Annotated in this window: 21 protein-coding genes and 2 pseudogenes; 12 read left to right on the forward strand and 11 right to left on the reverse strand. The window is 68.1% G+C overall.

Annotated features, from left to right (window positions below):
- Nucleotides 1-59: 59 nt before the first annotated feature.
- Both ACTIF6_RS18260 and ACTIF6_RS18265 read right to left on the reverse strand, forming a co-directional pair.
- Nucleotides 60-683, reverse strand: a complete 624-nt coding sequence (locus ACTIF6_RS18260) for a BRO-N domain-containing protein (RefSeq protein WP_439589355.1) — start codon at nt 681-683, stop codon at nt 60-62.
- A 43-nt stretch (nt 684-726) separates the two neighbouring features.
- Nucleotides 727-1824: a patatin-like phospholipase family protein gene (locus tag ACTIF6_RS18265; RefSeq protein WP_439589356.1), complete on the reverse strand. Its 1098-nt coding sequence runs from the start codon at nt 1822-1824 to the stop codon at nt 727-729.
- Nucleotides 1825-1940: 116 nt separating this feature from the next.
- On the opposite strand from ACTIF6_RS18265, the gene ACTIF6_RS18270 reads away from it, so the two are divergent.
- Nucleotides 1941-2354: a CopD family protein gene (locus ACTIF6_RS18270; RefSeq protein ID WP_439589357.1), complete on the forward strand. Its 414-nt coding sequence runs from the start codon at nt 1941-1943 to the stop codon at nt 2352-2354.
- A 17-nt stretch (nt 2355-2371) separates the two neighbouring features.
- Here the strand turns inward: ACTIF6_RS18270 and ACTIF6_RS18275 are convergent, their stop codons facing one another.
- Nucleotides 2372-2857, reverse strand: a complete 486-nt coding sequence (locus tag ACTIF6_RS18275) for a DUF2231 domain-containing protein (RefSeq protein ID WP_439589358.1) — start codon at nt 2855-2857, stop codon at nt 2372-2374.
- Between the two features lie 84 nt (nt 2858-2941).
- On the opposite strand from ACTIF6_RS18275, the gene coxB reads away from it, so the two are divergent.
- The 4 genes and pseudogenes from coxB to ACTIF6_RS18295 form a co-directional block, all read left to right on the forward strand.
- Nucleotides 2942-3610 (forward strand): cytochrome c oxidase subunit II, encoded by a 669-nt coding sequence (gene coxB, locus ACTIF6_RS18280; RefSeq protein ID WP_439589359.1) that lies wholly within the window; start codon nt 2942-2944, stop codon nt 3608-3610.
- On the forward strand, nt 3603-6140 hold the full coding sequence (gene ctaD / locus ACTIF6_RS18285) for a cytochrome c oxidase subunit I (RefSeq protein WP_439589360.1): 2538 nt from the start codon (nt 3603-3605) through the stop codon (nt 6138-6140). The genes coxB and ctaD overlap by 8 nt, the downstream gene beginning before the upstream one ends.
- The gene (locus ACTIF6_RS18290) at nt 6137-6466 is read left to right on the forward strand and encodes a hypothetical protein (protein ID WP_439589361.1); all 330 of its coding nucleotides are present in this window, start codon (nt 6137-6139) and stop codon (nt 6464-6466) included. The genes ctaD and ACTIF6_RS18290 overlap by 4 nt, the downstream gene beginning before the upstream one ends.
- A gap of 47 nt (nt 6467-6513) precedes the next feature.
- Nucleotides 6514-7230: pseudogene (locus tag ACTIF6_RS18295) on the forward strand (cytochrome c oxidase assembly protein); the annotation flags it as partial.
- Nucleotides 7231-7253: 23 nt separating this feature from the next.
- On the opposite strand, the gene ACTIF6_RS18300 reads toward ACTIF6_RS18295, so the two are convergent.
- Nucleotides 7254-8630, reverse strand: a complete 1377-nt coding sequence (locus tag ACTIF6_RS18300) for a PQQ-dependent sugar dehydrogenase (RefSeq protein WP_439589439.1) — start codon at nt 8628-8630, stop codon at nt 7254-7256.
- Between the two features lie 226 nt (nt 8631-8856).
- Between ACTIF6_RS18300 and dinG the strand changes: the two genes are divergently transcribed.
- The 3 genes from dinG to ACTIF6_RS18315 are packed head-to-tail and all read left to right on the forward strand — an operon-like array spanning nt 8857 to nt 13194.
- Entirely contained in the window at nt 8857-11142 is a 2286-nt protein-coding gene (gene dinG, locus ACTIF6_RS18305) for an ATP-dependent DNA helicase DinG (protein ID WP_439589362.1), read from the forward strand.
- A gap of 23 nt (nt 11143-11165) precedes the next feature.
- On the forward strand, nt 11166-11636 hold the full coding sequence (locus ACTIF6_RS18310; RefSeq protein WP_439589363.1) for a CopD family protein: 471 nt from the start codon (nt 11166-11168) through the stop codon (nt 11634-11636).
- 58 nt (nt 11637-11694) lie between these two features.
- The gene (locus tag ACTIF6_RS18315) at nt 11695-13194 is read left to right on the forward strand and encodes a phospholipase D family protein (protein WP_439589440.1); all 1500 of its coding nucleotides are present in this window, start codon (nt 11695-11697) and stop codon (nt 13192-13194) included.
- 4 nt (nt 13195-13198) lie between these two features.
- On the opposite strand, the gene ACTIF6_RS18320 is transcribed toward ACTIF6_RS18315, so the two are convergent.
- The 5 genes and pseudogenes from ACTIF6_RS18320 to ACTIF6_RS18340 form a co-directional block, all read right to left on the reverse strand.
- Nucleotides 13199-13333: a hypothetical protein gene (locus ACTIF6_RS18320; protein WP_439589364.1), complete on the reverse strand. Its 135-nt coding sequence runs from the start codon at nt 13331-13333 to the stop codon at nt 13199-13201.
- Nucleotides 13334-13381: 48 nt separating this feature from the next.
- A pseudogene (locus ACTIF6_RS18325) lies at nt 13382-13501 on the reverse strand (aquaporin); the annotation flags it as partial.
- Nucleotides 13502-13656: 155 nt separating this feature from the next.
- On the reverse strand, nt 13657-14682 hold the full coding sequence (locus ACTIF6_RS18330; protein ID WP_439589365.1) for a metal-dependent hydrolase: 1026 nt from the start codon (nt 14680-14682) through the stop codon (nt 13657-13659).
- Between the two features lie 51 nt (nt 14683-14733).
- A complete protein-coding gene (locus ACTIF6_RS18335) occupies nt 14734-15363 on the reverse strand; it encodes an intradiol ring-cleavage dioxygenase (protein WP_439589366.1) in 630 nt (209 codons plus the stop codon).
- 66 nt (nt 15364-15429) lie between these two features.
- A complete protein-coding gene (locus tag ACTIF6_RS18340) occupies nt 15430-16050 on the reverse strand; it encodes a DUF502 domain-containing protein (RefSeq protein WP_439589367.1) in 621 nt (206 codons plus the stop codon).
- Between the two features lie 144 nt (nt 16051-16194).
- Here ACTIF6_RS18340 and ACTIF6_RS18345 point away from each other — a divergent pair, with 144 nt between their 5' ends.
- Nucleotides 16195-16545: a hypothetical protein gene (locus tag ACTIF6_RS18345; protein ID WP_439589368.1), complete on the forward strand. Its 351-nt coding sequence runs from the start codon at nt 16195-16197 to the stop codon at nt 16543-16545.
- Between the two features lie 3 nt (nt 16546-16548).
- Here ACTIF6_RS18345 and rsmI read toward each other — a convergent pair whose 3' ends face one another.
- Nucleotides 16549-17466, reverse strand: coding sequence for a 16S rRNA (cytidine(1402)-2'-O)-methyltransferase (gene rsmI, locus ACTIF6_RS18350; RefSeq protein ID WP_439589369.1), 918 nt, complete (start codon nt 17464-17466; stop codon nt 16549-16551).
- On the opposite strand from rsmI, the gene ACTIF6_RS18355 reads away from it, so the two are divergent.
- From ACTIF6_RS18355 to ACTIF6_RS18365, 3 genes are read left to right on the forward strand one after another with little or no spacing between them, the layout of a single operon-like run.
- Complete coding sequence (locus ACTIF6_RS18355) at nt 17466-17873, forward strand: YraN family protein (RefSeq protein ID WP_439589370.1); 408 nt, start codon at nt 17466-17468, stop codon at nt 17871-17873. The two genes, rsmI and ACTIF6_RS18355, sit on opposite strands and share 1 nt — an antisense overlap.
- Before the next feature lie 27 nt (nt 17874-17900).
- A complete protein-coding gene (locus tag ACTIF6_RS18360) occupies nt 17901-18521 on the forward strand; it encodes an SIS domain-containing protein (protein WP_439589371.1) in 621 nt (206 codons plus the stop codon).
- Nucleotides 18518-19165, forward strand: coding sequence for a BON domain-containing protein (locus ACTIF6_RS18365; RefSeq protein ID WP_439589372.1), 648 nt, complete (start codon nt 18518-18520; stop codon nt 19163-19165). The genes ACTIF6_RS18360 and ACTIF6_RS18365 overlap by 4 nt, the downstream gene beginning before the upstream one ends.
- Nucleotides 19166-19170: 5 nt before the next feature.
- Here ACTIF6_RS18365 and ACTIF6_RS18370 read toward each other — a convergent pair whose 3' ends face one another.
- Nucleotides 19171-20073, reverse strand: coding sequence for an NAD(P)-dependent oxidoreductase (locus ACTIF6_RS18370; protein WP_439589373.1), 903 nt, complete (start codon nt 20071-20073; stop codon nt 19171-19173).
- Nucleotides 20074-20092: the final 19 nt, after the last annotated feature.

The raw sequence follows: 20092 nt of genomic DNA on the forward strand, positions 1-20092 counted from the left end.
GCGTCGCTGTTCTCGGCAATCTGGCGGGTGGACAGTTCGGCCAGCGCGGTGAAGATCAGTTAGGCCTCGGTCATGTGGTCACGCAGGTTCTGGCTCTTCAGCCCCTTCATGGCCTTGTGCCCTTTGACGCTGACGCCCGACCATTCCTGGTGAATGATGTTGGTCAGAATGGCGAACTCCTGGCCTTCCTTGATGTCGTGTTCGCGCCAGTAGTCGGTCAGCTTGTTGCGGGTTTCCTGGCCTGTCATCCGCTGCTGGATCCATTTGTCGCTGCGGCCGTGCTGTTGCCAGTTCTGGCGTGCCCGGTCCATAGAGAGGGATGGGTCTGCCATTTCCTGCATGCGCTCGTAACCCACCTTGGCGAGCCACAGCTTGATGGGCTCGGCCTTGGGGCTGGGAATGCTTTGAACCACCCGCAGCAGGGTGGCTGCGTTGGCGCAGTCAGTGAGTCTTTGTTTGCCGTCTGGAGAGGGCAATTTCAACTGTACGATTTTCTCGTACGGTTGCTCTGAGCCAGCTTCTTGAGCCAGTTTGCGCTTGAGATCGGACCAGTAACGGCGGGCATTGCTGCTTTCAGTCAGTACCTGCACGACGTCAATGACGGAGAACCACCAGCTTTCGGTGTCCTCGTCATACAGACGCCGTATGTCATGACCTTCAAACTGAGTGGGTGGGGTCTTCATCCGATCGTTCTTTCAACGCATGGAAAAGATCGATTCTCGCTGCTCAAATTTCCAATACCCTCCCCAGTTCGAAACTGCTCCGCTTCCCCAGATCCCGCCGGTGCGCCTTCAACCACCCCGCCGCCGACTCACGCCCCAGCTCGTGCAGTCGAGACAAAAACGGCCACTGCGTATTCGTCTTGCTCTCCGCGCCCAGGGTGGACAGTGAAGCGCCGCCATCGATCATGTGCACGCGCAGGCGTTGCAGCTGCTTGAAGAGTTCGGGGCTGTCCTTGCCGGGTCTGTCACCGATGAGTTGCTTCATCAGCGCGAGGGTGCGCATCTCCTTGATGAGGCTGGCGTTGAAGGTGACTTCGTTGATGCGGTCGAGGATGTCGCGGGCGCTCGATGGCACGGCTTCGCGCTGGGTGGGGTTGATCTGCACGAGCAGCAGGTCGTCGGCGCGGCGTTCTTCCACCAGGGGCAGCAGCGAAGGGTTGCCGGCGTAGCCGCCGTCCCAATACGCTTCGCCATCAATCTCCACGGCCTGGAACAGCAGGGGCAGGCAGGCGGAGGCGAGCACCATGTCGGCGGTGAGCTCATGCTGGCCGAAGATGCGCAGCGCGCCGGTGCGCACCTGGGTGGCGGCCACGAAGAGTTGCGTCTTGTGGCACTGGCGCACGCGGTCGAAGTCCACCGTGTCGCGCAGGATGTCGCGCAGCGGGTTCAAGTTGAGGGGGTTGAGCTGGTATGGCGACCACTGGCTGTTCAATGCGTTGGTGGCCTGCTTGATGGGTTCGGTCCACGGCTTCATGAAGGGTGCCAGCCATTCGTTGGCGGGGCCCAGCAGGGTGCCGAGCGGGCTGGTCTGCAGGCTGTGGAAGGGCGAGAGTTCGGCCACGCGTTCCCAGAAGCGGCGCAGCACGCGGCGCGCGCCTTCGCGGCCACCGTCCATGAGGCCCGCCGCCAGGGCCACGGCGTTCATGGCGCCCGCGCTGGTGCCGCTGATGGCGGCAATCTCCAGCGTGTCGTCTTCCAGCAGGCGGTCGAGCACGCCCCAGGTGAAGGCGCCGTGCGATCCACCGCCTTGCAGGGCGAGGTCGATCGGGAGCCGGGTGGCGGAGGTGGGTTTTTTCCGGGTGCGGGGCGTGGTCTGGGTCATGGTGGTGCATTGCAGCATGAATGGCCCATCCCTTCAAACGTTCGCTAGGGCACAGACAACCGCGCTGCGGGTGTGCCTACTTGGTGCGCATGACTTGTCTACCCTCGGGCTGAGCCATGCCCTGGCTCAAGCTGCTGCACATCGGCGCCGTCATCGTGTGGTGTGGTGCATTGCTGTACCTGCCCTTGATGCTGGTGTCGGCCGCTGCGCCGGCATCGTCGACTTCACCGGCCTTGCCGCGCCTGTGGCCGCGCCAGGTGTTCATCGGGCTGGCCACGCCGGCCGCGCTGCTGGCCATTGCCTCGGGCACGCTGGTGTTTGCCACGCAGGGGCCGCTGGCGCCGTGGTTGATGTTCAAGCTGGGCTTCGTGGGCCTGCTGGTGCTGGGGCACGGGGCCTGTGGCCTGCTGGTGCTGCGCACCGAGCGCGGTGAACTGGGCGGCCTGCGCCCGGCCAGCCGCTTCATTCTGGTCTTGCTGGTGGCTTGTCTGCTGGCGGTGGCGTGGCTGGTGCTGCGCAAGCCGGCATGACCAGCCGCGCCGCGCCGTCACTGCTCGTCCGTGTGCACGCCCACGGCGTTCTCATACACGAGGCGGCCACCGAGGTAGGACGCGAGCGAGATGAACGCGGCGGTGAGCAGGCTCAGGCCCATGCCCCAGGGCATCACATGGGTGCCGGGGTCGTCGGCCAGGCGCAGCTGCCAGTTCAGCGTGGCCACGGACAGCATCATCACCGCCATGAGCGCGTGGCCCCAGGCGGTGACGAGCCGGCGGATCTGCGCCACGCTGAGCAGGTCGATCAGCCCCGCGATGCTGGCCACCCAGCCACCGAGCGCGCCCACGCCGGCCAGCCACAGGCCGGCGCGCGCCCAGAAAGGATCGCCGCCATACAGGTAGGCGGCGTCGGTGCCGACCAGCGCCAGCAGCGCGGCCACCGGGAAGTGGATCAGCATCGGGTGAATCGGATGCCCGGCAATCGCGGCGCGGCTCAGGATCGGTTCGGTGCTGGGGCGGGTGGTGCGCGACGTGCTCATGGGCGCATTGTCACGCCATCGCTGTTCGCGAGTGGCGCTGGGGTTTCATGCGCGCTGTTGTCGGGCTGCGCGGGCTCGCAGTCCATGCTCGATCCTGCCGGGCCTTCGGCGCACGCCATTGCGCAGGTGTGGTGGTGGATGCTCGGCGTTTCGGTGCTCGTCACGGTGGGTGTGGTGGTGGCGTGGATGCTGGCCATGAACGGCCGCCATGCGCGCGCTGGCGATGTGGGTGAGAACCACAACCTGCGATGGATCGTGGGTGGCGGCATCGTGCTGCCTTCGGTGGCCATCGCGGCCCTGATGGTGTTCGGCACGCCAGCGGGCATGCACCAGTTGCCGCTGCCGGCTTCATGGACGGGCGCGGGCGGGCCGGCCGTGGCGCCGCTGCGCATCGACGTCACGGCGCGGCAATGGTCGTGGGCGCTGCACTACCCGGGCAGCGACGTGCGCCTGGTCAACGAACTGCGCCTGCCGGTGGGCAAGCCGGTGGACATCCACGTGAGCAGCGACGACGTGATCCATTCCTTCTGGGTGCCGCGCCTGGGCGGCAAGATCGACGCGATACCGGGAAGGACCAACGTGGTGCGCCTGCAGGCCGACCAGCCAGGCACGTTTCGCGGCCAGTGCGCCGAGTTCTGTGGGTTGAACCACGCGCACATGGCGATGAAGGTGATCGCCATGCCGCAGGACGAGTACGACATCTGGGAAATGACGCGCGAGATTGCGCCGGGCCAGAGCGCCAGCGATGACTGAGTCCACCACCACGGTCCCCCCTCCACGCGATGCCGCCGAGCTGCATGCGGAAATGGAAGCGGTGTGGGGCAACCCCAAAGGTTGGCGTGCGCTCAGCGCGGTGAACCACACCAGCATCGCCAAGCGATTCACGGTGACGGGCGCGGTGTTCTTCCTCATCGCCGGCCTGCTGGGCATGCTGCTGCGCGCCCAGCTGGCGCAGCCAGGGCAGGGCTTCATGGGACCGGAGGCCTACAACCAGGCCTTCACCATGCACGGCACCATGATGATGTTTCTGTTTGCGGTGCCCATGCAGCAGGGCCTGGCGGCCTACCTGCTGCCCAAGATGCTGGGCTCGCGCGACCTGGTGTTTCCGCGCCTGGGGGCGTTCGGCTACTGGTGCTACCTGTTCGGCGGCATCATCTTCACCAGCAGCCTGCTGGTGGGCCTGGCTCCCGACTCGGGCTGGTTCATGTACACGCCACTCTCCAGCAACACCTACTCGCCCGGCATGGGCGCGGACTTCTGGCTGCTCGGCATCACCTTCATCGAGATCGCCACCCTGGCGGCGGCCATCGACATTGCGGTGAGCATCCTGCGCGCGCGCGCGGCCGGCATGGGCCTGCACCAGTTGCCCGTCTTCGCGTGGTCCATGCTCATCACCTCGATGATGGTCATCGTGGGCTTTCCGCCGTTGATCCTGGGCAGCCTGCTGCTGGAGCTCGAACGCGCGGCCGGCTGGTCGTTCTTCGACCCCACGCGCGGCGGCGACCCGGTGCTGTGGCAGCACCTGTTCTGGCTGTTCGGCCACCCGGAGGTCTACATCATCTTCCTGCCGGCGGCGGGCGTGGTGTCCATGCTGGTGCCGGTGTACGCGCGCCGGCCCATGGTGGGTTACCGCTGGGTGGTGGTGTCGATGATCGGCACCGGCTTCATCAGCTTCGGGCTGTGGGTGCACCACATGTTCGCCATCGGCATCCCGGCGTTGTCGCAGGCGTTCTTTGCCGTGGCCAGCATGCTGGTGGCCGTGCCCACCGGCGTGCAGCTGTTCGCGTGGATCGCCACGCTCTGGAGCGGGCGGCCGGTGTGGAGCGTGCCCATGCTGTGGATCGCCGGCTTCCTCATGATCTTCGTGGTGGGTGGCCTCACGGGTGTGATGCTGGCCTTCGTGCCGTTCAACTGGCAGGTGCACGACACGCACTTCGTGGTGGCGCATTTCCACTACGTGCTCATCGGCGGCATGCTGTTTCCGTTGATCGCGGGCATCTACCACTGGCTGCCGCATTTCAGTGGGCGCCTGCCTTCCGAGCGCTTGTCGAAGGCCGGCTTCTGGCTCACCTTCATCGGTTTCAACGGCACCTTCCTGGTGATGCACTGGACTGGCCTGCTCGGCATGCCGCGGCGCGTGTACACCTACGACGCCGGCCTGGGCTGGGACCTGCCGAACCTGATCTCGTCGGTGTTCAGCTTCGTCATGGCCTTCGGCATTGCCGCGCTGCTGCTCGACCTGGTGCTGCACTGGCGCCAGGGCCGCAAGGCGCCCCTGAACCCGTGGAACGCCGGCACGCTGGAATGGGCCAGCGGCACGCCGCCGCGCTCCTACAACTTCGCCAGCCTGCCGCGCATCACCACGCTGCACCCGCTGTGGGACTCGCCCGATCTGCCCGAGACCATCGCCACCGGCCAGCATGCGCTGCCGCACGCCACACACGGCCGGCGGGAGACCATGGGCGTGGACCCGGTGAGCGGGCGCGTGCGCGAAGTCATTCACCTGCCGGGCAACTCGTGGTGGCCGCTGGTGGCGGGTGGCGTGCTCGCGCTGCTGTGCATCTCGCTGTTGCTCAAGCAGTACCCGGCGGCGGTGGGGCTGGCGCTGGTGGCGGCGGTCGTGCTGCTGCGCTGGTCGTGGGAGAACGGCGCGCATCCCAGCGCCGTGAAGGGCGAGGCGCGCGACCTGCCGCGTGGCCTGAAGCTGCACACGCGAACCTTCGACGGACCGGGCCTGTGGGGCATGGGCATGACCATGCTCGCCGACGCGGCGCTGTATGCGTCGCTGCTGTTTGGCTGGTTGTATTTGTGGACGGTGGTGCCGGAGGGCTTTGTGACCACCGCCTCGCCGCTGGGCACCTGGCCGCTGCTGGTCGCCACCGTGCTGTTCGGCGCGGGGCTGTGGGGGTTGCGCCGCGCGGTGAAGTGCCTGCGCAGCGGCCGCGATGCGGGTTTGAAGCCGAGCCTTTGGGGTGCCGCTGCTGGTGGCGCGGCCGCCTGCGCGGTGCTGCTGTGGGTGCTGGGCACCGCCGGGCTGCAACCCACGCAGAGCGCGCACGACTCGGTGCTGGCGTTCACCTTGTTGTTCCTGTTGCTGCACGGTGCACTGGCTACGGTACTCGCGGCGCTGCAGGCCCTGCGCGTGCACCACGGCCGCGTGAGCCTGCAGGCGCCTTACGAGCCCGGCGTGGTGGCCATGCTGTGGCAGTTCTGCGTGCTCGCCACGGCACTGGCCTGGGGCGTCATGGCGATGCTGCCGCTGGCGTTTGGAGCCGCGTCGTGAAGCCGCATGCCCTGCACCTGGTGGTGGGGCTCACGGCGTGGTTCGCCTGGTTTTGCGCCACCTACGGCGGGCTCGCCGTGGCCTGTGCCATCGCGCCGCCTTCGCCCGCGCAGGGTGCGTGGACCTGGCTCAACATCGCCGTGCTGCTGCTGGCGGCTGCGTGCACCGTCGCATTTGCGTTCGCGGCCTGGTCCACATCGCGTGTGGTGACGAAGGAGGCGCGGCGGCGCTTCATCGCCCGCGCGGCCACGGCGCTCTACGCCACCGCAGCGCTGTCCACGGCATTGGTGGCGCTGCCGGCGGTGGTGATGACACCATGCATGTGAAGTCGTTTCGCGCAGTGGCGCTCGCGGGCTTGTGGAGCGCGGTGCCCATGACGGCTTTCGCACACGGCGTCGAAGCTGGTGGCATCGAGCAGGCGCCGTTGTGGTTCACGCAGACCCTGTTCCTGTTCGCCTGGCTGGCCTATGCCGTCGGGGCTTCGCGGCGGCGGCCTGCCAGTGGCGCGCGCGCGGTGTTCCATGGCGCCATGCTCATCACGGGGATCGCGCTGTTCGGCCCGCTGGACGAAATGGCCGAAAGCAGCGCCGCCTGGCACATGGTGCAGCACATGCTGCTGATCGCGGTGGTGGCGCCGCTGCTGGTGCTGGCGCGACCATTGCCGCAGTGGCGTGCGGTGTTCGGCGCACGCATCGACCGTTTGTGGCGCGGCCTGCATCGTGCCAGCCGCCGCCCCATGGCCTGCGCGCTGGTGCATGGCTTGGCCATCTGGTTCTGGCACGCACCGGGCCCGTATGTGGCCGCGCTGGAAGTGCCGCTGTGGCACGTGCTGGAACACGCCAGCTTTCTGTTCAGCGGCTGGCTGTTCTGGTGGTCGGTGCTGCGCCCGGGCCGCGCCGGCACGCTGGCCTCGGCCGGGGCGCTGCTGCTCACCGCGACACACACCGGCATGCTCGGTGCCTTGCTCGTGTTTGCGGAAGGGCCGCTGTACAGCGCAGCGCAATCGGCACTGGCCGACCAGCAGATGGCCGGCCTGCTGATGTGGGTGCCGGGCGGTTTCGTGTACCTGTTGGTGGCGGCCTGGGCAGCGTTCCGCTGGCTGGGTTCGCCGCCTCAGCCGGGTGCCGATGCGGAGGGCTCGGGCATCGACGCCGCCGGCTCCGCTGCTGGCACGGGCTCGGCACCCGGCAGTGGCGCCGGCGTGGTGGTGAGCGTGTTCGGGCCTTCCACGCGCCAGATCACGTTGCCCACGTCATCGGCCACGAGCAACGCGCCTTTGCGGTCGATGGCCACGCCCACCGGACGGCCCAGTGCCTTGCCGTTGTCGTCGAGGAAACCGGTCAGCACGTCGACTGGTGGGCCGCTAGGCAGGGCATCCGAGAAGGGCACGTAGATCACCTTGTAGCCGCTCGGTGGGTTGCGGTTCCACGAGCCATGCTGGCCGACGAACATGCCGGTGGGTGCAAAGCCGCCGCCCAGGCTGTTGCCTTGCGCCGAGCTCAGTCCCAGCGACGAGGTGTGGTTGCCCAGCGCGTAGTCGGGCTTGATGGCCTTGGCCACGAGGTCGGGGCGCGGTGGCTGCGGCCGCGTGTCCACGCGCTGGCCGTAGTAGCTGTACGGCCAGCCGTAGAAGCCGCCGTCGCGCACCGAGGTCATGTAGTCGGGCACGAGGTCGGAGCCGAGTTCGTCGCGCTCGTTGACCGATGTCCACAACACGTTGCCTTGCCAGGCCATGCCCACGGGGTTGCGCAGGCCGCTGGCAAAGACGCGTCCCTTGCCGGTGGCGCGGTCGAACTCCCAGATGGCGGCGCGGCCTTCTTCATGGTTCATGCCGTGCTCGGCCACGTTGCTGTTGGAGCCGACCGACGCATACAGGCGGCTGCCATCGGCATTCGCGATGAGGCCCTTGGTCCAGTGGTGGTTCAGGTCGCCGCCGGGCAGATCGGCCACCTTGGTCACGGGGCCGCTCGCTTTCGTGTCGCCGGTCTGGTAGGGCACCTTCACGATCGCGTCCGTGTTGGCAATGAAGAGTTCGTTGCCCACCAGTGCCATGCCGAAAGGCGAGTTCAGGTTGTCCAGAAATACCGAGCGCGTCTCGGCGGTGCCGTCGCCATCGGCGTCGCGCAGCAGGGTGATGCGGTTGGCGCTCGGCGTGGCCGCACCGGCGCGCTTCATCACGAAACCCATCACCTTGCCCTTGATGCCGAGCAGTTCATCGCGCAGGGGCCGTTTGGGCGCATTGGTCTCGGCCACCAGCACGTCGCCGTTGGGCAGCACGTGGATCCAGCGCGGGTGGTCGAGCTGCCCCGCGAACTGGCGCACGGTGGTGCCGGCAGCGGCCGTGGGCGTCTGGCCCTCGCGCCAGGGTTGTGCGGGTGCCACCTTCACGGTCGGGATCATGGTGGTGACGGGTTCGGGCAGTTGCGGGTCGGCACCGTAGCCGGTGTCCACCTGCAGCCTGGCGGTCTCGCCGCAGGCAGTGAGCAGCATCAGGGTACCGACGGCGAAGAGGACCGGGGGAAGGGACCGTGCGTGCGTGTTGTTGTGGTGGTGTGGTGGCGAGACCATCGTGTGCTCCTGGGTGGTCATGGGTGGTCATGGGGGATCGGGTTGAAACTAAGACCCTTGCCGCGCTGCGTCTGTGCGCTGAGCAACCAACGGGCCGAAGGGTGGGCGCATGGTCTGGGACAATCGCGCTTTGCCCTCTGAAGCCTGCATGTCCATCGCCCTGGAGCCCGACGCCGCCGCCACACCCCCCAACGAAGCCTTGCCCGGCGGCCCGCTGGCGCGCGAGGCCATTGCGCTGGCGGCCTTTGATCACGTGGTGGCCCGCGCGCCGGGCTACCGCGCGCGGCCCGGCCAACGCGAGATGGCGGCGCACATTGCGCACACGCTCTCGGGCGTGACGCCGGGCGACGGCGCGGTGAGTGGCGACGCGGCGCTGCCCGCGCGCGGCATCGCGGTGGTGCAGGCGGGCACAGGCGTGGGCAAGTCGGCCGCTTACGCGTCCACCGTGATCCCGCTGGCCCTGGCGCAGCAGAAGCGCGTGATCATCTCCACCGCCACCGTGGCGCTGCAGGAGCAGCTCATGGCGAAAGACCTGCCTGCGCTGGCTGCGGTGCTGCCGCAGCCCTTCAGCTTCGCGCTGGCCAAGGGGCGCGGGCGCTACGTGTGCCGGCTGAAGCTGGACCAGTTGAGCGGCGGCGACGCGGCCAGCGCCGACCTGTTCGAAGGCGATGAAAGCGCGCCGAGTGCGGATGCCAGCGCGCGCTGGAAAGAGCGCGGCGTGCAGTATGTGCAGTGGGCCAATGAGCTGGACGGCGGCACCTGGGACGGCGACCGCGACCGGCTCGACGACCCGCCCGAAGGCAGCCTGTGGGGCCCCGTGGCGGCCGAGCGCCACAGCTGCACCGCGCGCCACTGCCCGAGCTACAACAGTTGCAGCTACTACCAGGCGCGCGCGCGGCTGGCGCAGGCGCAGGTGATCGTGGTGAATCACGACCTGCTGCTCTCCACGCTGGGCCTGCACGCGCTGCCGGCGCCGCAGGATTGTTATGTGGTGTTCGACGAGGCACACCACCTGCCCGGCGTGGCGCAGGGGCAGTTCACCGCGTCCATGGACCTCATGAACGGCCGCTGGCTCGACCGCCTGCCTCGCGCGGTAGAAGAGGTGGCCGGCGCGCTGGAACACACGCCCACCGCCGACGTGGCGTCGCTTGCGAAGGAACTGAAGAGCGCGCAGACCGAGCTGGCACGGCTGGGCATGCAGCGCATGGGTTCACTGCCCGCGTGGAACGAACTCACCGGCCGCACGGCCGCGCGCACGCCGCCGCGTGCTGGCGGCTTCAACGACGCCGGTATGCCCGTGGTCGACCGCTTTGAAAGCGGCCAGCTCCCCACGGGCTGGCGCGAGACGGTGGAGAAACTGCACGTGCATGCGAGCGCGTTGCTCAAGGTGTTCGAAGCCCTGGCCACACAGCTCAAGGCCAACGCGCGCGACAACCCCGGCGATGCCGCGCGCTGCGCCAAGCTCTACAGCCGCCTGGGCGTGCTCGCGCCGCGCCTGCAGAGCGCGCAGGAAACGGCGGCGCTGTGGCTGCAGGACAGCAGCGACGGCCAGCCGCCGCTGGCCAAGTGGCTGGAAGCAGGCGTGAGCCATGGCCTGGTCACCCTCACCGCGCACGCCTGCCCGCTGCAACCCGGCAGCCTGCTGCGCAGCCACCTCTGGAGCCAGGTGCGCGCTGCGGTGGTCACCTCGGCATCGCTCGTCACCTGCGGCAATTTCGACCACTTCCTGGCCGAGTCGGGCCTGGCGTTCGACGACGCCGTGGCCGCGCGCGAGGTGCAGAGCCCGTTCGACCACGCGCGCCAGGGCCGCCTGGTGGTGGTGCAGACCGAGGCCGACCCGAAGAACGTGGATGCCTACACGCGCGAGATGCTTGCGGCGTTGATGGTCGACCTGCGCGAGGTGAAGCGCGGCGCCCTGGTGCTGTTCACCTCGCGCGTGCAGATGCGCCAGGCGCAGGCCCTGCTGGAGCGCGGCGAACACAGCGCGCTGCGCGATCAGGTGCTGGTGCAGGGCGAGTCTTCGCGCACGCTGCTGCTGCGCCGCCATGCCGAGCGCGTGCAGGCCGGCGGCGCGTCCATCCTGTTCGGGCTGCAATCGTTCGGCGAGGGGCTCGACTTGCCGGGCGAGCTGTGCGAGTGGGTGTTCATCACCAAGCTGCCGTTCGCTTCGCCCAGCGACCCGGTGGGCCAGGCGCGCGCCGACTGGCTCAAGGGCCAGGGCCGCGACCCGTTCAGCGAACTCGTGGTGCCCGCCACCGGCGCACGCCTGCTGCAATGGACCGGCCGTGCTCTGCGCAGCGAGACCGACGAAGCGGTGGTCGTTTGTTACGATGCCCGTTTGTTGCGCCAATCCTATGGACGGCGCATGCTCAAGGGCCTGCCGCCTTATCGCCTGCAGCAGCGCCGCATCGACGGCGCGCTGCTCGACGTCTGAACCCCCACGAGAAAGCCCGTCCCATGATCTTCTCCCTCCTCAAGCTCATCCATATCCTGGCCGTCGTTCTGTGGGTCGGCGGCATGGCCTTCGCGCACTTCTTCCTGCGTCCCTCGGTGCAGACGCTGGAGCCGCCGGTGCGCCTGCGCCTGCTGCACACCGTGATGAAGCGTTTCTTTTCGGTGGTGCTGTGGGCTTCGCTGGTGGTGCTGGTCACCGGCCTGTGGATGATCGGCCGCATGGCCAAGGAGACGGTGCAGGCCGGCCTCGCCTTCAACATGCCGCTGGACTGGACCATCATGGCGACGCTGGGCATCGTGATGGTCGCGATCTTTGGCCACATCCGCTTCGCGCTGTTCAAGCGCTTCACGCGCGCCGTGGATGCCAGTGACTGGCCCGCTGGTGGCGTGGCGATGGCCTCCATCCGCACCTGGGTGTTCGTCAACCTGTGCATCGGCATCGTGATCATCTGCGTGACGCTGCTGATGGCTTAGTGCGCACCGCACGGCCATGGGTGTGCATTCCATGCTTTCCCTCAGGCCAGGCCTCTGGATGATCGCGTTGCTGTCCGCCCTTTTGCAGGGCTGCGCCCTGCCCTCGCTGGAAGGGCGGTCCGAATCACATGCCCTCAAGCGGGCCGAGACCGCCGACACCGCACTGGGCCGAGCCCTGATGCCCCAGGCTCAGGCCCGGCCTGGCTTGTCCGGCATCCTGCCGCTCGCCGACGCGCGGGATGCGTTCGCCGCTCGCGTGCTGCTGGTGCGTGCCGCCGAGCGCACGCTGGACGTGCAGTACTACATCTGGCGCGAGGACATCACCGGCAACCTGCTGCTGGACGCGCTGAGCGAGGCGGCGGAACGCGGCGTGCGCGTGCGCCTGCTGCTGGACGACAACGGCGTGTCCATGGACGCGAAGCTGCTCGCGCTGGACCGGCACCCCGCCATCGAGGTGCGGCTGTTCAATCCGTTCTCTGTGCGCCGGCCCAAGGCCCTGGGCTACCTCACGCACTTCAGCCGCGCGAACCGGCGCATGCACAACAAGGCGCTGATCGCGGACGGCCAGGCCGCCATCATGGGCGGGCGCAACGTGGGTGACGAGTACTTCGGCGCCACCGACGGCGTGCTGTTCGCCGACCTCGATGTGCTGGCCACAGGTGCTGTGTTGCCGGAGCTGTCGGCCGATTTCGATCGTTACTGGGCCAGTGCGTCCGCCTATCCCATCGACCGCATCGTGGCGCCCGAAGGCACGGCACCGGCACCGGTGCCCCACGCGGAAGACGACCCGCGCGCCGCGCGCTACCTGCAGGCCTTGCGCGAATCGCGCTTCGTGGCCGACCTGCTGGCCGGGGGGCATCTGCCGCAATGGGCGAGGGTCGATATGGTGAGCGACGACCCGCGCAAGGGCCTGGGGCTGGCGGAGAAGGAAGACCTGCTGACGCACCAGCTGCAGCAGGTGCTGGCCCGCCCGCCCGTGGCCTCACTGGACCTGGTGTCGCCTTACTTCGTGCCCACCGCCGCGGGCGTGGATGTCTTCAGCCGGCTCGCAGCCCGGGGCGTGCGTGTGCGCATCCTCACCAACGCACTGGAGGCCACCGATGTGTCGGCCGTGCACTCGGGCTACGCGCGCTACCGCAAGGACCTGTTGCGCGCCGGTGTCGAGCTGCACGAGATGCGGCGGGGTGCGCAGCCACAGGGCGGCGGCGCCGGCGTGTTCGGCAGTTCCGGCTCCAGCCTGCACGCGAAGACCTTCGCCATCGATGGCCAGCGCGTGTTCGTGGGCTCGATGAACTTCGATCCGCGCTCGGCCCATCTCAACACCGAACTCGGCTTCATCATCGACAGCCCCGTGCTGGCACAGGCGGTCACCCAGGCATTCGATCGCGACATTCCGGCCAGCGCCTACGAGGTGAAGCTCGACGAAGGTGGTGGCCTGGTGTGGACCGAGCGCCGCGACGGCCAGACGCTGCGCCACAAGCGGGAGCCGGGCAGCACGCTGGTGCGCAGCGTCTGGATCGGCCTGCTCTCGGTGCTGCCGATCGAGTGGCTGCTCTGAACCCTCAGTCGTCGTGGCGATGGGCCAGCAGGGTGCGCCAGATCAGCGCGCCGAGCGCGGCACCGGCAATGGGTGCCACCCAGAACAGCCAGAGCTGATCGAGCGCGATGGAGGGGCCGAACAACGCGGTCAGCAGCACTTCGATCAGCAGCGCAGCCGCAATGCCCTAGCCGCCCGGTGAGTGCTCCAAGCCGATGCCCAGTTCGGGAAAGGCCGCTGCCAGCACCGCGCTGCCGCAGCCGCCGAACGTCAGCCAGAAAGTGCCGAGGAACTTGGCGGACCATTTTTGAAGATTGCTGTTTTCCACACCGCTCACCTTGTCGAGAGGCAGCGGACGATATGCCTGTGCGATGGGCCGCACAAGCGGCACAAGCGAATTCACAATGGATTGACGCGTCCGGCACGGCCCTGTGCAGCACCAGCGATGTGCCGGTGGCTGACAGCTTTCGCGGCGGGTGTCGGCTAGCCCGGGTTGGCTGCTGTGGCCGGCGGGCGCGGGCGGTTGCCCAGCATGCGGTGCCACAGGCCGGGCAGCGCGGTGCCGAGGTCGGGGCGCGAGCCATTCAGCGTGGGGCGGTATCCGCCGTTGGCCCGTGCCGCGTCGGTGCCCAGATCGAAACGGAAGGTGTAGTGCGGTTCCTGGCCCATGCGCAGGTCGGTTACGTACAGGTGGCCGTCGGCTTCCGACACGCTGAAGAAACCATGGGTGAAAGCCGCCATGCGCGCGAGGTAGGGTTCGTCGCGGTGTCGTGCCAGCAACTCCGCGCCGCGCTCGTGCACCGTCCACCGGATGTCGGGTGTGTCGTCCAGCAGCGAGTAGTAGCCCTCGCGGTAGTGCGTGGGCGTGGTCGCCACGAAACGCCAGAGCAGCGTGTTGAACGGCGCGGGCGTGACCAGCAGGCCCTCCGCGGCAATGCCTTCGGCCTTCAACGAAGCCTGCGCCACCTGCGCGGCGTGGTGCTGTGCCCCCACGCTCCATGCCAGGTAGAGCGTGCTGAGCACCAGACCGGCGGCGTTCCAGGCCAGGCCCCGCGCAGACTTCAACCGCAGCGCGGCGATCACGCCCACGATCAGCGGCAGCGTGTAGGCCAGATCGATGATGAAGATGCTGCCCACGCCGAAGGGGTAATCGCTGAACGGCCGCAGCAGCTGCGTGCCGTACACCGTCATGGTGTCGAGCAACGGGTGGGTGATGAGCACCAGCCACATCGCCAGCCACCAGCGCCGGAACAGCGCGGCCTCGCCATGCACGCGCGAGACGATCCAGGCCAGCACCGGCGCGAACAGCGTGAGCACGATGAGCGAATGGCTCTCGGCACGGTGCAGCGTCATGTTCAGGATGGCGTCGCCGTGGTCGACGAAGGCGTCGAGATCGGGCAGCGTGCCGCCAATGGCGCCCCACAGGGCCGCCTTCCATGCAGCGGTTCGGCGGCCCATCACGGCCACGCCCACGGCCGAGCCGAGGGCAATCTGGGTCAATGAATCCATGGCGCGAGAGCTTATCCGCGCCGGGTCACACCCTGGATGACAGGGGCTTGTTCAGGCCTGCACCACGATGGGGAAAGTGGCACGCAGCCCGTCGTTGCCTGGCGTGAACGGCACGGTCACGGCGGCGCGGGCTTCCTCGTTCATGCGCCGCCAGATGCCGTCGCGCTCGTTGCCGGGGTCGCCTTGCACATAGAGCTGGGTGGTGAGCAGTTCCATGCGGTCCAGCCGCACCTTCACGTGGATGTGCGGTGTGCGGCCGGAGTAGGGCACCGGCTTGAGGGTGCGGAAGCGGTAGCGGCCATCGCGGCCCACGGTCACCTTGCCGAAGCCCTGAAAAGCAGGGTCTGCGCGGCCACCGTCGCCAGGGTGGTGGTAGTGGCCGGCGTGGTCGCACTGCCAGATTTCCACCACCGCACCCGACACCGGCGCACCAGCGAGGTCGGTGACCGTGCCTTCCACCCAGGCGGGCTGGCCCTTGCCGTAGACCGCGTTGCCGTTCTTGAGCAGGTCGGCGTCGCTGTCGGCGGGCAGGCTCACCGGGTAGAACGGGCCTTCGGTCTGGCTGGGCGTGGGCCGCAGGTTTTTCGCCTGCGCGATGGCAGAAGGCAGCCATGTGGGCGCGGCCAGGGTGGTGGCGCTGGCGATGAGCAGGCGGCGACGGGAGGAGGTGATGAGCTTCATGGGCGGTTCCGCTGGAGGTGTGGGGTTTGGAAGGCGCCGCCGCGCGCAAGTTCCAGCGACCCGGCCTCAGGCGGTCGGGCGGTCAGGCCCCGGGGCGTCGGGACTGCGCGAGGTTGCCATCCACGCCAGCAGCGACGAGCGCATGGCTTCTTCCACCGACATGTCGATGGGCGTGATCCAGGTGCGCGGGACGAAGATGGTGTAGCCACCGATCATGTAGCCCATGGGCAGGTACACGGCGACCTGATCGAGTTCGGCCAGGCCCGGCGGCAGGCCATCCATGTTCTGGCGCGTGACCAGGCCGACGATGGACATCTCGTTGCCGGGGATGCGCAGCACCACCACCTGCTGCTGGGCTTCCTTCTTGTGCGGCGAGAAGTAGTCGGCGAAGCTCTTGAGCGAGGAATAGATGCTCTTGACCACCGGCAGGTTGGTGAATGGCAACTCGAACAAGGCCATCCAGCGCGCAATGCCGGGTTGCGAAATGAGGAAGCCCAGACCCACGATCATGGCCGCGCCCAGCACGATGCCCAGGCCCGGCAGGTAGAAATCGCCAATGAGGGGGCGGATCAGCCACATGGCGGCCGATTCCACCCAACTGACGAAGATGAACAGCACCCAGATGGTGAGCGCCACGGGCAGGAATGTGATCAGGCCACGAAAGAAATACTGGTAGATCGGTTTCATGGAAGGACCTGGATGAGGCGCGCGCAGGCTCTGCGCAGTGAGGCACGAGCATATCAGTCGGGTGTTTCTGGTGGCGCCGCTTGCAAAGCGGCAGAATGGCCGCATCTGTCTGGAACTCCTACAGGCCCAGGGCCTCTCTCATCCATGAACGAAATCCTCGACTTCTTCGGCCGCCTGGTGCGCGGCGTGCTCAAGCTGGCGCTGGGACTGGCAGCCCTGGTGTTCGTGCTGAGCCTGCTGCTGGCCACCCTGGTGGTGGTGCTGGGCGTCACGTTGTGGGCCCTGATCACCGGCCGCAAGCCGGCGCCTGCCGTGGTGTTCACCCGTTTCCGGCAGACCTCGCAGCGTTACACGCAGGGCATGTGGCCCACCGGTGGCGCCGCGCGGCGTCCCACGGGTGATGTGGTCGACGTGCAGGCCACCGAGGTGCCTGAGCCGGTGGAGGCACCGCAGCGCCGCAATGGGCCGGACCCCATGGCGCGCGTCATTCACTGAAACCTATTCGTCGCTGGCCTGGCGCCTGGCCAGCGCGGCGTCGTACAGCGCGTTGCGCGGCTGGCCGGTGATCTCCGCGCACAGGCGCACGGCGGTCTTCAAAGGCAGTTCGGCCAGCAGCAGATCGAGGGTGCGGGAGGTCGAAGCGTCCATTGCGCCCTCGGCAGCTGCATCGGGCGTCAGGGGATGCACCATCAAAACGAACTCACCGCGCGTGCGGTGCGCGCCGGCCTGCAGCCAGGTGGCGAAATCTTCAGCCGCCAACTGCGCCACTTCCTCAAACTGCTTCGTCAGCTCGCGGCCCACCGTGATCCGCCGCGCACCGAGTGCGCCGAGGTCTTTGGCCAGTGCCTCGATGCGGTGGGGTGCTTCCAGCAGCACGCAGGCGCGCGGGTCTTCACCCAGTTCACGCACCTCGCGCTGCCGCTCGGCGGCCTTGCTCGACAAAAAGCCCGCGAAGACGAAGCGCCCGTCCCAGCCGCTGTGACCGGCCACGCTGAGCAGGGCTGTGATGCTGCTCGCGCCCGGCACCGGCACGCTGCGCAGGCCGGCCGCGTTCACGGCGGCCACCAGCCGCGCGCCGGGGTCACTCACGCCAGGCGTGCCGGCGTCGCTCACATAGGCCACGCGCTGGCCTTCGCGCAGTCGCAGCAGCACGGTCTGTGCCGCCTCGGCTTCGTTGTGCTCGTGCAGGGCCAGCAGCGGCTTGTGCAGACCGTAGCCTTGCAGCAGCGACGCGGTGTGGCGCGTGTCCTCGCAGGCCACGGTGTCCACCATGGCGAGCACCTGCAGCGCGCGCAGCCCGATGTCGGCCAGGTTGCCGATGGGCGTGGCGACCATGTAGAGCGCGCCCTGCGGATAATGCTGGTGCGCCGCAGCTTCGCGCGCGGCCTGCAACAGGGATGGAGTGCTTGCCGACAATGTGGAGTTCCAGAAATCAGGGGCCGTCGCCCCAGCCCGAGTCGACCACCAAGGTACGGGGTGATGCCGCCGAAGATGCCGCCCTGGCCCACCTGAAGCGCCACGGGCTCGCCCTGGTGCAGCGCAATTTCCGGACACCCGGGCGCGGGGGCGGCGAAGTCGATTTGATTATGCGCGAGCCCGACGGCACGCTGGTGTTCGTCGAGGTGCGTCAACGGGCCAGCGCCAGCCGGGGTGGCGCGGGTGCGAGCATCACGGGCATCAAGCAGCGCCGCGTGGTGTTCGCGGCGCGGCACTTTTTGCTTCGGCTCGGCTCAGAACCTCCATGCCGCTTCGATGTGGTGCTGCTCGAAGGCGAGCGCATCGAGTGGCTGCGCGCGGCCTTTGACGCATCGGCCGCATTTTGATACATCCCCCACCGCTATGATCGCGCCATGCTCCTGCAACGCATCCAGCAACAGTTCATCGACAGTGCGGACCTGAAATACCAGTGCGCGCAAGCGCTGGCACCCCAGGTCGAGGCGGCCATCGGTGCGGTGCTCGCCAGCGTCACCGGCGGGGGCAAGGTGCTGTCGTGCGGCAATGGCGCTTCGGCGGCGGCGGCGCAGCATTTCGCGGCCAGCTTCATCGGCCGTTACGACCGCGAGCGCCCCGAACTCGCCGCCTTCTCACTTTCGTCCGATGCCGCCGTGCTCACCGGCATCGCCACCGATTTCGACGCCCGCTCGGTGTTTGCGCGCCAGGTGCGCGCGCTCGGACAGGCCGGCGACGTGCTGCTGGCACTGTCCACCAGCGGCAATTCGGCCAATGTGCTGGCCGCTGTGGAAGCCGCGCACGAGCGCGAGATGATCGTGGTGGCGCTGACCGGCGCGCGCGGCGGCCAGCTCGCCCAGCAACTGCGCGACACCGACGTGCATCTGTGCGTGCCACACGACCTGCCGGCCCGGATTCTCGAAGTGCATCACCTGGTGCTGCACTGCATTTGCGACGGTGTGGATGCCCAGTTGCTGGGCCTGCCCGACGCGTCCATTCCTCACCTGGAGAGTTCCTCATGAACCTGTTTCGCCACCAACGCTCCTTGAATCGGCTGATGGCCACCGGCCTGGCCGTGGCTGCTCTGGGCGCCACGCTGTCCGCCTGCGCACCCCTGATGGTGGCAGGCGCCGCCACCGGTGCACTCGTGGTCGTCGACCGCCGCACCTCGGGCGCACAGCTCGACGACCAGAGCATCGAATTGCGCGCAGGCAACCGCGTGAACGACCAGATCGGCGAAGGTCGGGCGCGCGTGGGCGTGACCAGCTACAACCGCCGCGTGCTGCTCACTGGCGAAGCCTCCAGCGAAGCGATCAAGACGCAGGTCGGTCAGATCGTGTCGCAGGTGGAGAACGTCAGGGAGGTGATCAACGAACTGGGCGTGACCGCCAGCCCGTCGCTCAAGGAACGCGCCACCGACACGCTGATCACCGGCCGGCTCAAGGCCAGCCTGGTGGACGCCAAGGACATCTCGGCCAGTGCGTTCAAGGTGACCACCGAACGCGGCACGGTCTATCTCATGGGCCGTGTGACGCAGCGCGAAGCCGACCGCGCCACCGACATCGCGCGCAACATCTCCGGCGTGGCACGCGTGGTGCGCGCCTTCGAGATCGTCAGCGAAGCCGAACTCGCCGGCATGCAGACGCAGCCGGCACCCGCCAAGTAAAGCGGTTACTTCAGCCTTTTGATGAGGCTGGAGGTGTCGAAGCGCTGACCGCCCATGGCCTGGACGTCGGCGTAAAACTGGTCCACCAGCGCCGTCACGGGCAGGCGCGCACCGTTGCGCTTGGCCTCGTCGAGCACCAGGCCGAGATCCTTGCGCATCCAGTCGACCGCAAAGCCGAAGTCGAACTTGTCGGCCACCATGGTCTTGCCCCGGTTGTCGAGTTGCCAGCTCTGCGCGGCACCCTTGCCGATCACATCGAGTACCTGGTTCATGTCCAGCCCGGCCTTCTGGCCGAAGGCGATGGCTTCCGACAGGCCCTGAACCAGACCGGCGATGCAGACCTGGTTCACCATCTTGGTGAGCTGGCCCGCGCCGCTCTCGCCCATGAGCGTGAAGGCGCGTGAGAACGCCATGGCGACCGGCTTCGCCGATTCGAACGCAGTGGTGTCCCCGCCGCACATCACGGTGAGTGCACCGTTCTGTGCGCCGGCCTGACCGCCCGATACTGGCGCATCCACGAACGCAATGCCCAGCGCCTTGCCCGCGCGGTGCAGTTCGCGCGCCACGTCGGCCGACGCGGTGGTGTGGTCCACGAACACGGAGCCCGGCGACATGCCCGCAAAGGCGCCGTCGGCCCCCAGCGTGATCGAGCGCAGGTCGTCGTCGTTGCCCACGCAGGCGAACACGATGTCCGCACCCTGGGCCGCCTCGCGCGGCGTGGACTTGCTCGAACCACCGAACGCTGCCACCCAGGCCACGGCCTTGCCGCCCGAGCGGTTGTAGACCGTCACCGAATGCCCGGCCCGCGCCAGATGCCCGGCCATGGGATAACCCATGACGCCCAGGCCAAGAAAAGCGACGCGGCGAGCAGGAGTGGATTCGTAAGTGCGATCAGCAATGTTGGACATGGAAGGGTCTTTCTAAAAA

The sequence above is a fragment of the Hydrogenophaga sp. genome (assembly GCF_051860785.1).
In the GTDB taxonomy this organism is placed as follows: domain Bacteria; phylum Pseudomonadota; class Gammaproteobacteria; order Burkholderiales; family Burkholderiaceae_C; genus Hydrogenophaga.

What these genes read in the sequence shown, in the direction of transcription:
- ACTIF6_RS18260 (WP_439589355.1), bottom strand. Translation starts at nt 683, where the DNA reads ATGAAGACCCCACCCACTCAGTTTGAAGGTCATGACATACGGCGTCTG.
- ACTIF6_RS18265 (WP_439589356.1), bottom strand. Translation starts at nt 1,824, where the DNA reads ATGACCCAGACCACGCCCCGCACCCGGAAAAAACCCACCTCCGCCACC.
- ACTIF6_RS18270 (WP_439589357.1), top strand. Translation starts at nt 1,941, where the DNA reads ATGCCCTGGCTCAAGCTGCTGCACATCGGCGCCGTCATCGTGTGGTGT.
- ACTIF6_RS18275 (WP_439589358.1), bottom strand. Translation starts at nt 2,857, where the DNA reads ATGAGCACGTCGCGCACCACCCGCCCCAGCACCGAACCGATCCTGAGC.
- coxB (WP_439589359.1), top strand. Translation starts at nt 2,942, where the DNA reads ATGCTCGATCCTGCCGGGCCTTCGGCGCACGCCATTGCGCAGGTGTGG.
- ctaD (WP_439589360.1), top strand. Translation starts at nt 3,603, where the DNA reads ATGACTGAGTCCACCACCACGGTCCCCCCTCCACGCGATGCCGCCGAG.
- ACTIF6_RS18300 (WP_439589439.1), bottom strand. Translation starts at nt 8,630, where the DNA reads ATGCTGCTCACTGCCTGCGGCGAGACCGCCAGGCTGCAGGTGGACACC.
- dinG (WP_439589362.1), top strand. Translation starts at nt 8,857, where the DNA reads ATGTCCATCGCCCTGGAGCCCGACGCCGCCGCCACACCCCCCAACGAA.
- ACTIF6_RS18310 (WP_439589363.1), top strand. Translation starts at nt 11,166, where the DNA reads ATGATCTTCTCCCTCCTCAAGCTCATCCATATCCTGGCCGTCGTTCTG.
- ACTIF6_RS18315 (WP_439589440.1), top strand. Translation starts at nt 11,695, where the DNA reads ATGATCGCGTTGCTGTCCGCCCTTTTGCAGGGCTGCGCCCTGCCCTCG.
- ACTIF6_RS18330 (WP_439589365.1), bottom strand. Translation starts at nt 14,682, where the DNA reads ATGGATTCATTGACCCAGATTGCCCTCGGCTCGGCCGTGGGCGTGGCC.
- ACTIF6_RS18335 (WP_439589366.1), bottom strand. Translation starts at nt 15,363, where the DNA reads ATGAAGCTCATCACCTCCTCCCGTCGCCGCCTGCTCATCGCCAGCGCC.
- ACTIF6_RS18340 (WP_439589367.1), bottom strand. Translation starts at nt 16,050, where the DNA reads ATGAAACCGATCTACCAGTATTTCTTTCGTGGCCTGATCACATTCCTG.
- ACTIF6_RS18345 (WP_439589368.1), top strand. Translation starts at nt 16,195, where the DNA reads ATGAACGAAATCCTCGACTTCTTCGGCCGCCTGGTGCGCGGCGTGCTC.
- ACTIF6_RS18355 (WP_439589370.1), top strand. Translation starts at nt 17,466, where the DNA reads ATGTGGAGTTCCAGAAATCAGGGGCCGTCGCCCCAGCCCGAGTCGACC.
- ACTIF6_RS18360 (WP_439589371.1), top strand. Translation starts at nt 17,901, where the DNA reads ATGCTCCTGCAACGCATCCAGCAACAGTTCATCGACAGTGCGGACCTG.
- ACTIF6_RS18365 (WP_439589372.1), top strand. Translation starts at nt 18,518, where the DNA reads ATGAACCTGTTTCGCCACCAACGCTCCTTGAATCGGCTGATGGCCACC.
- ACTIF6_RS18370 (WP_439589373.1), bottom strand. Translation starts at nt 20,073, where the DNA reads ATGTCCAACATTGCTGATCGCACTTACGAATCCACTCCTGCTCGCCGC.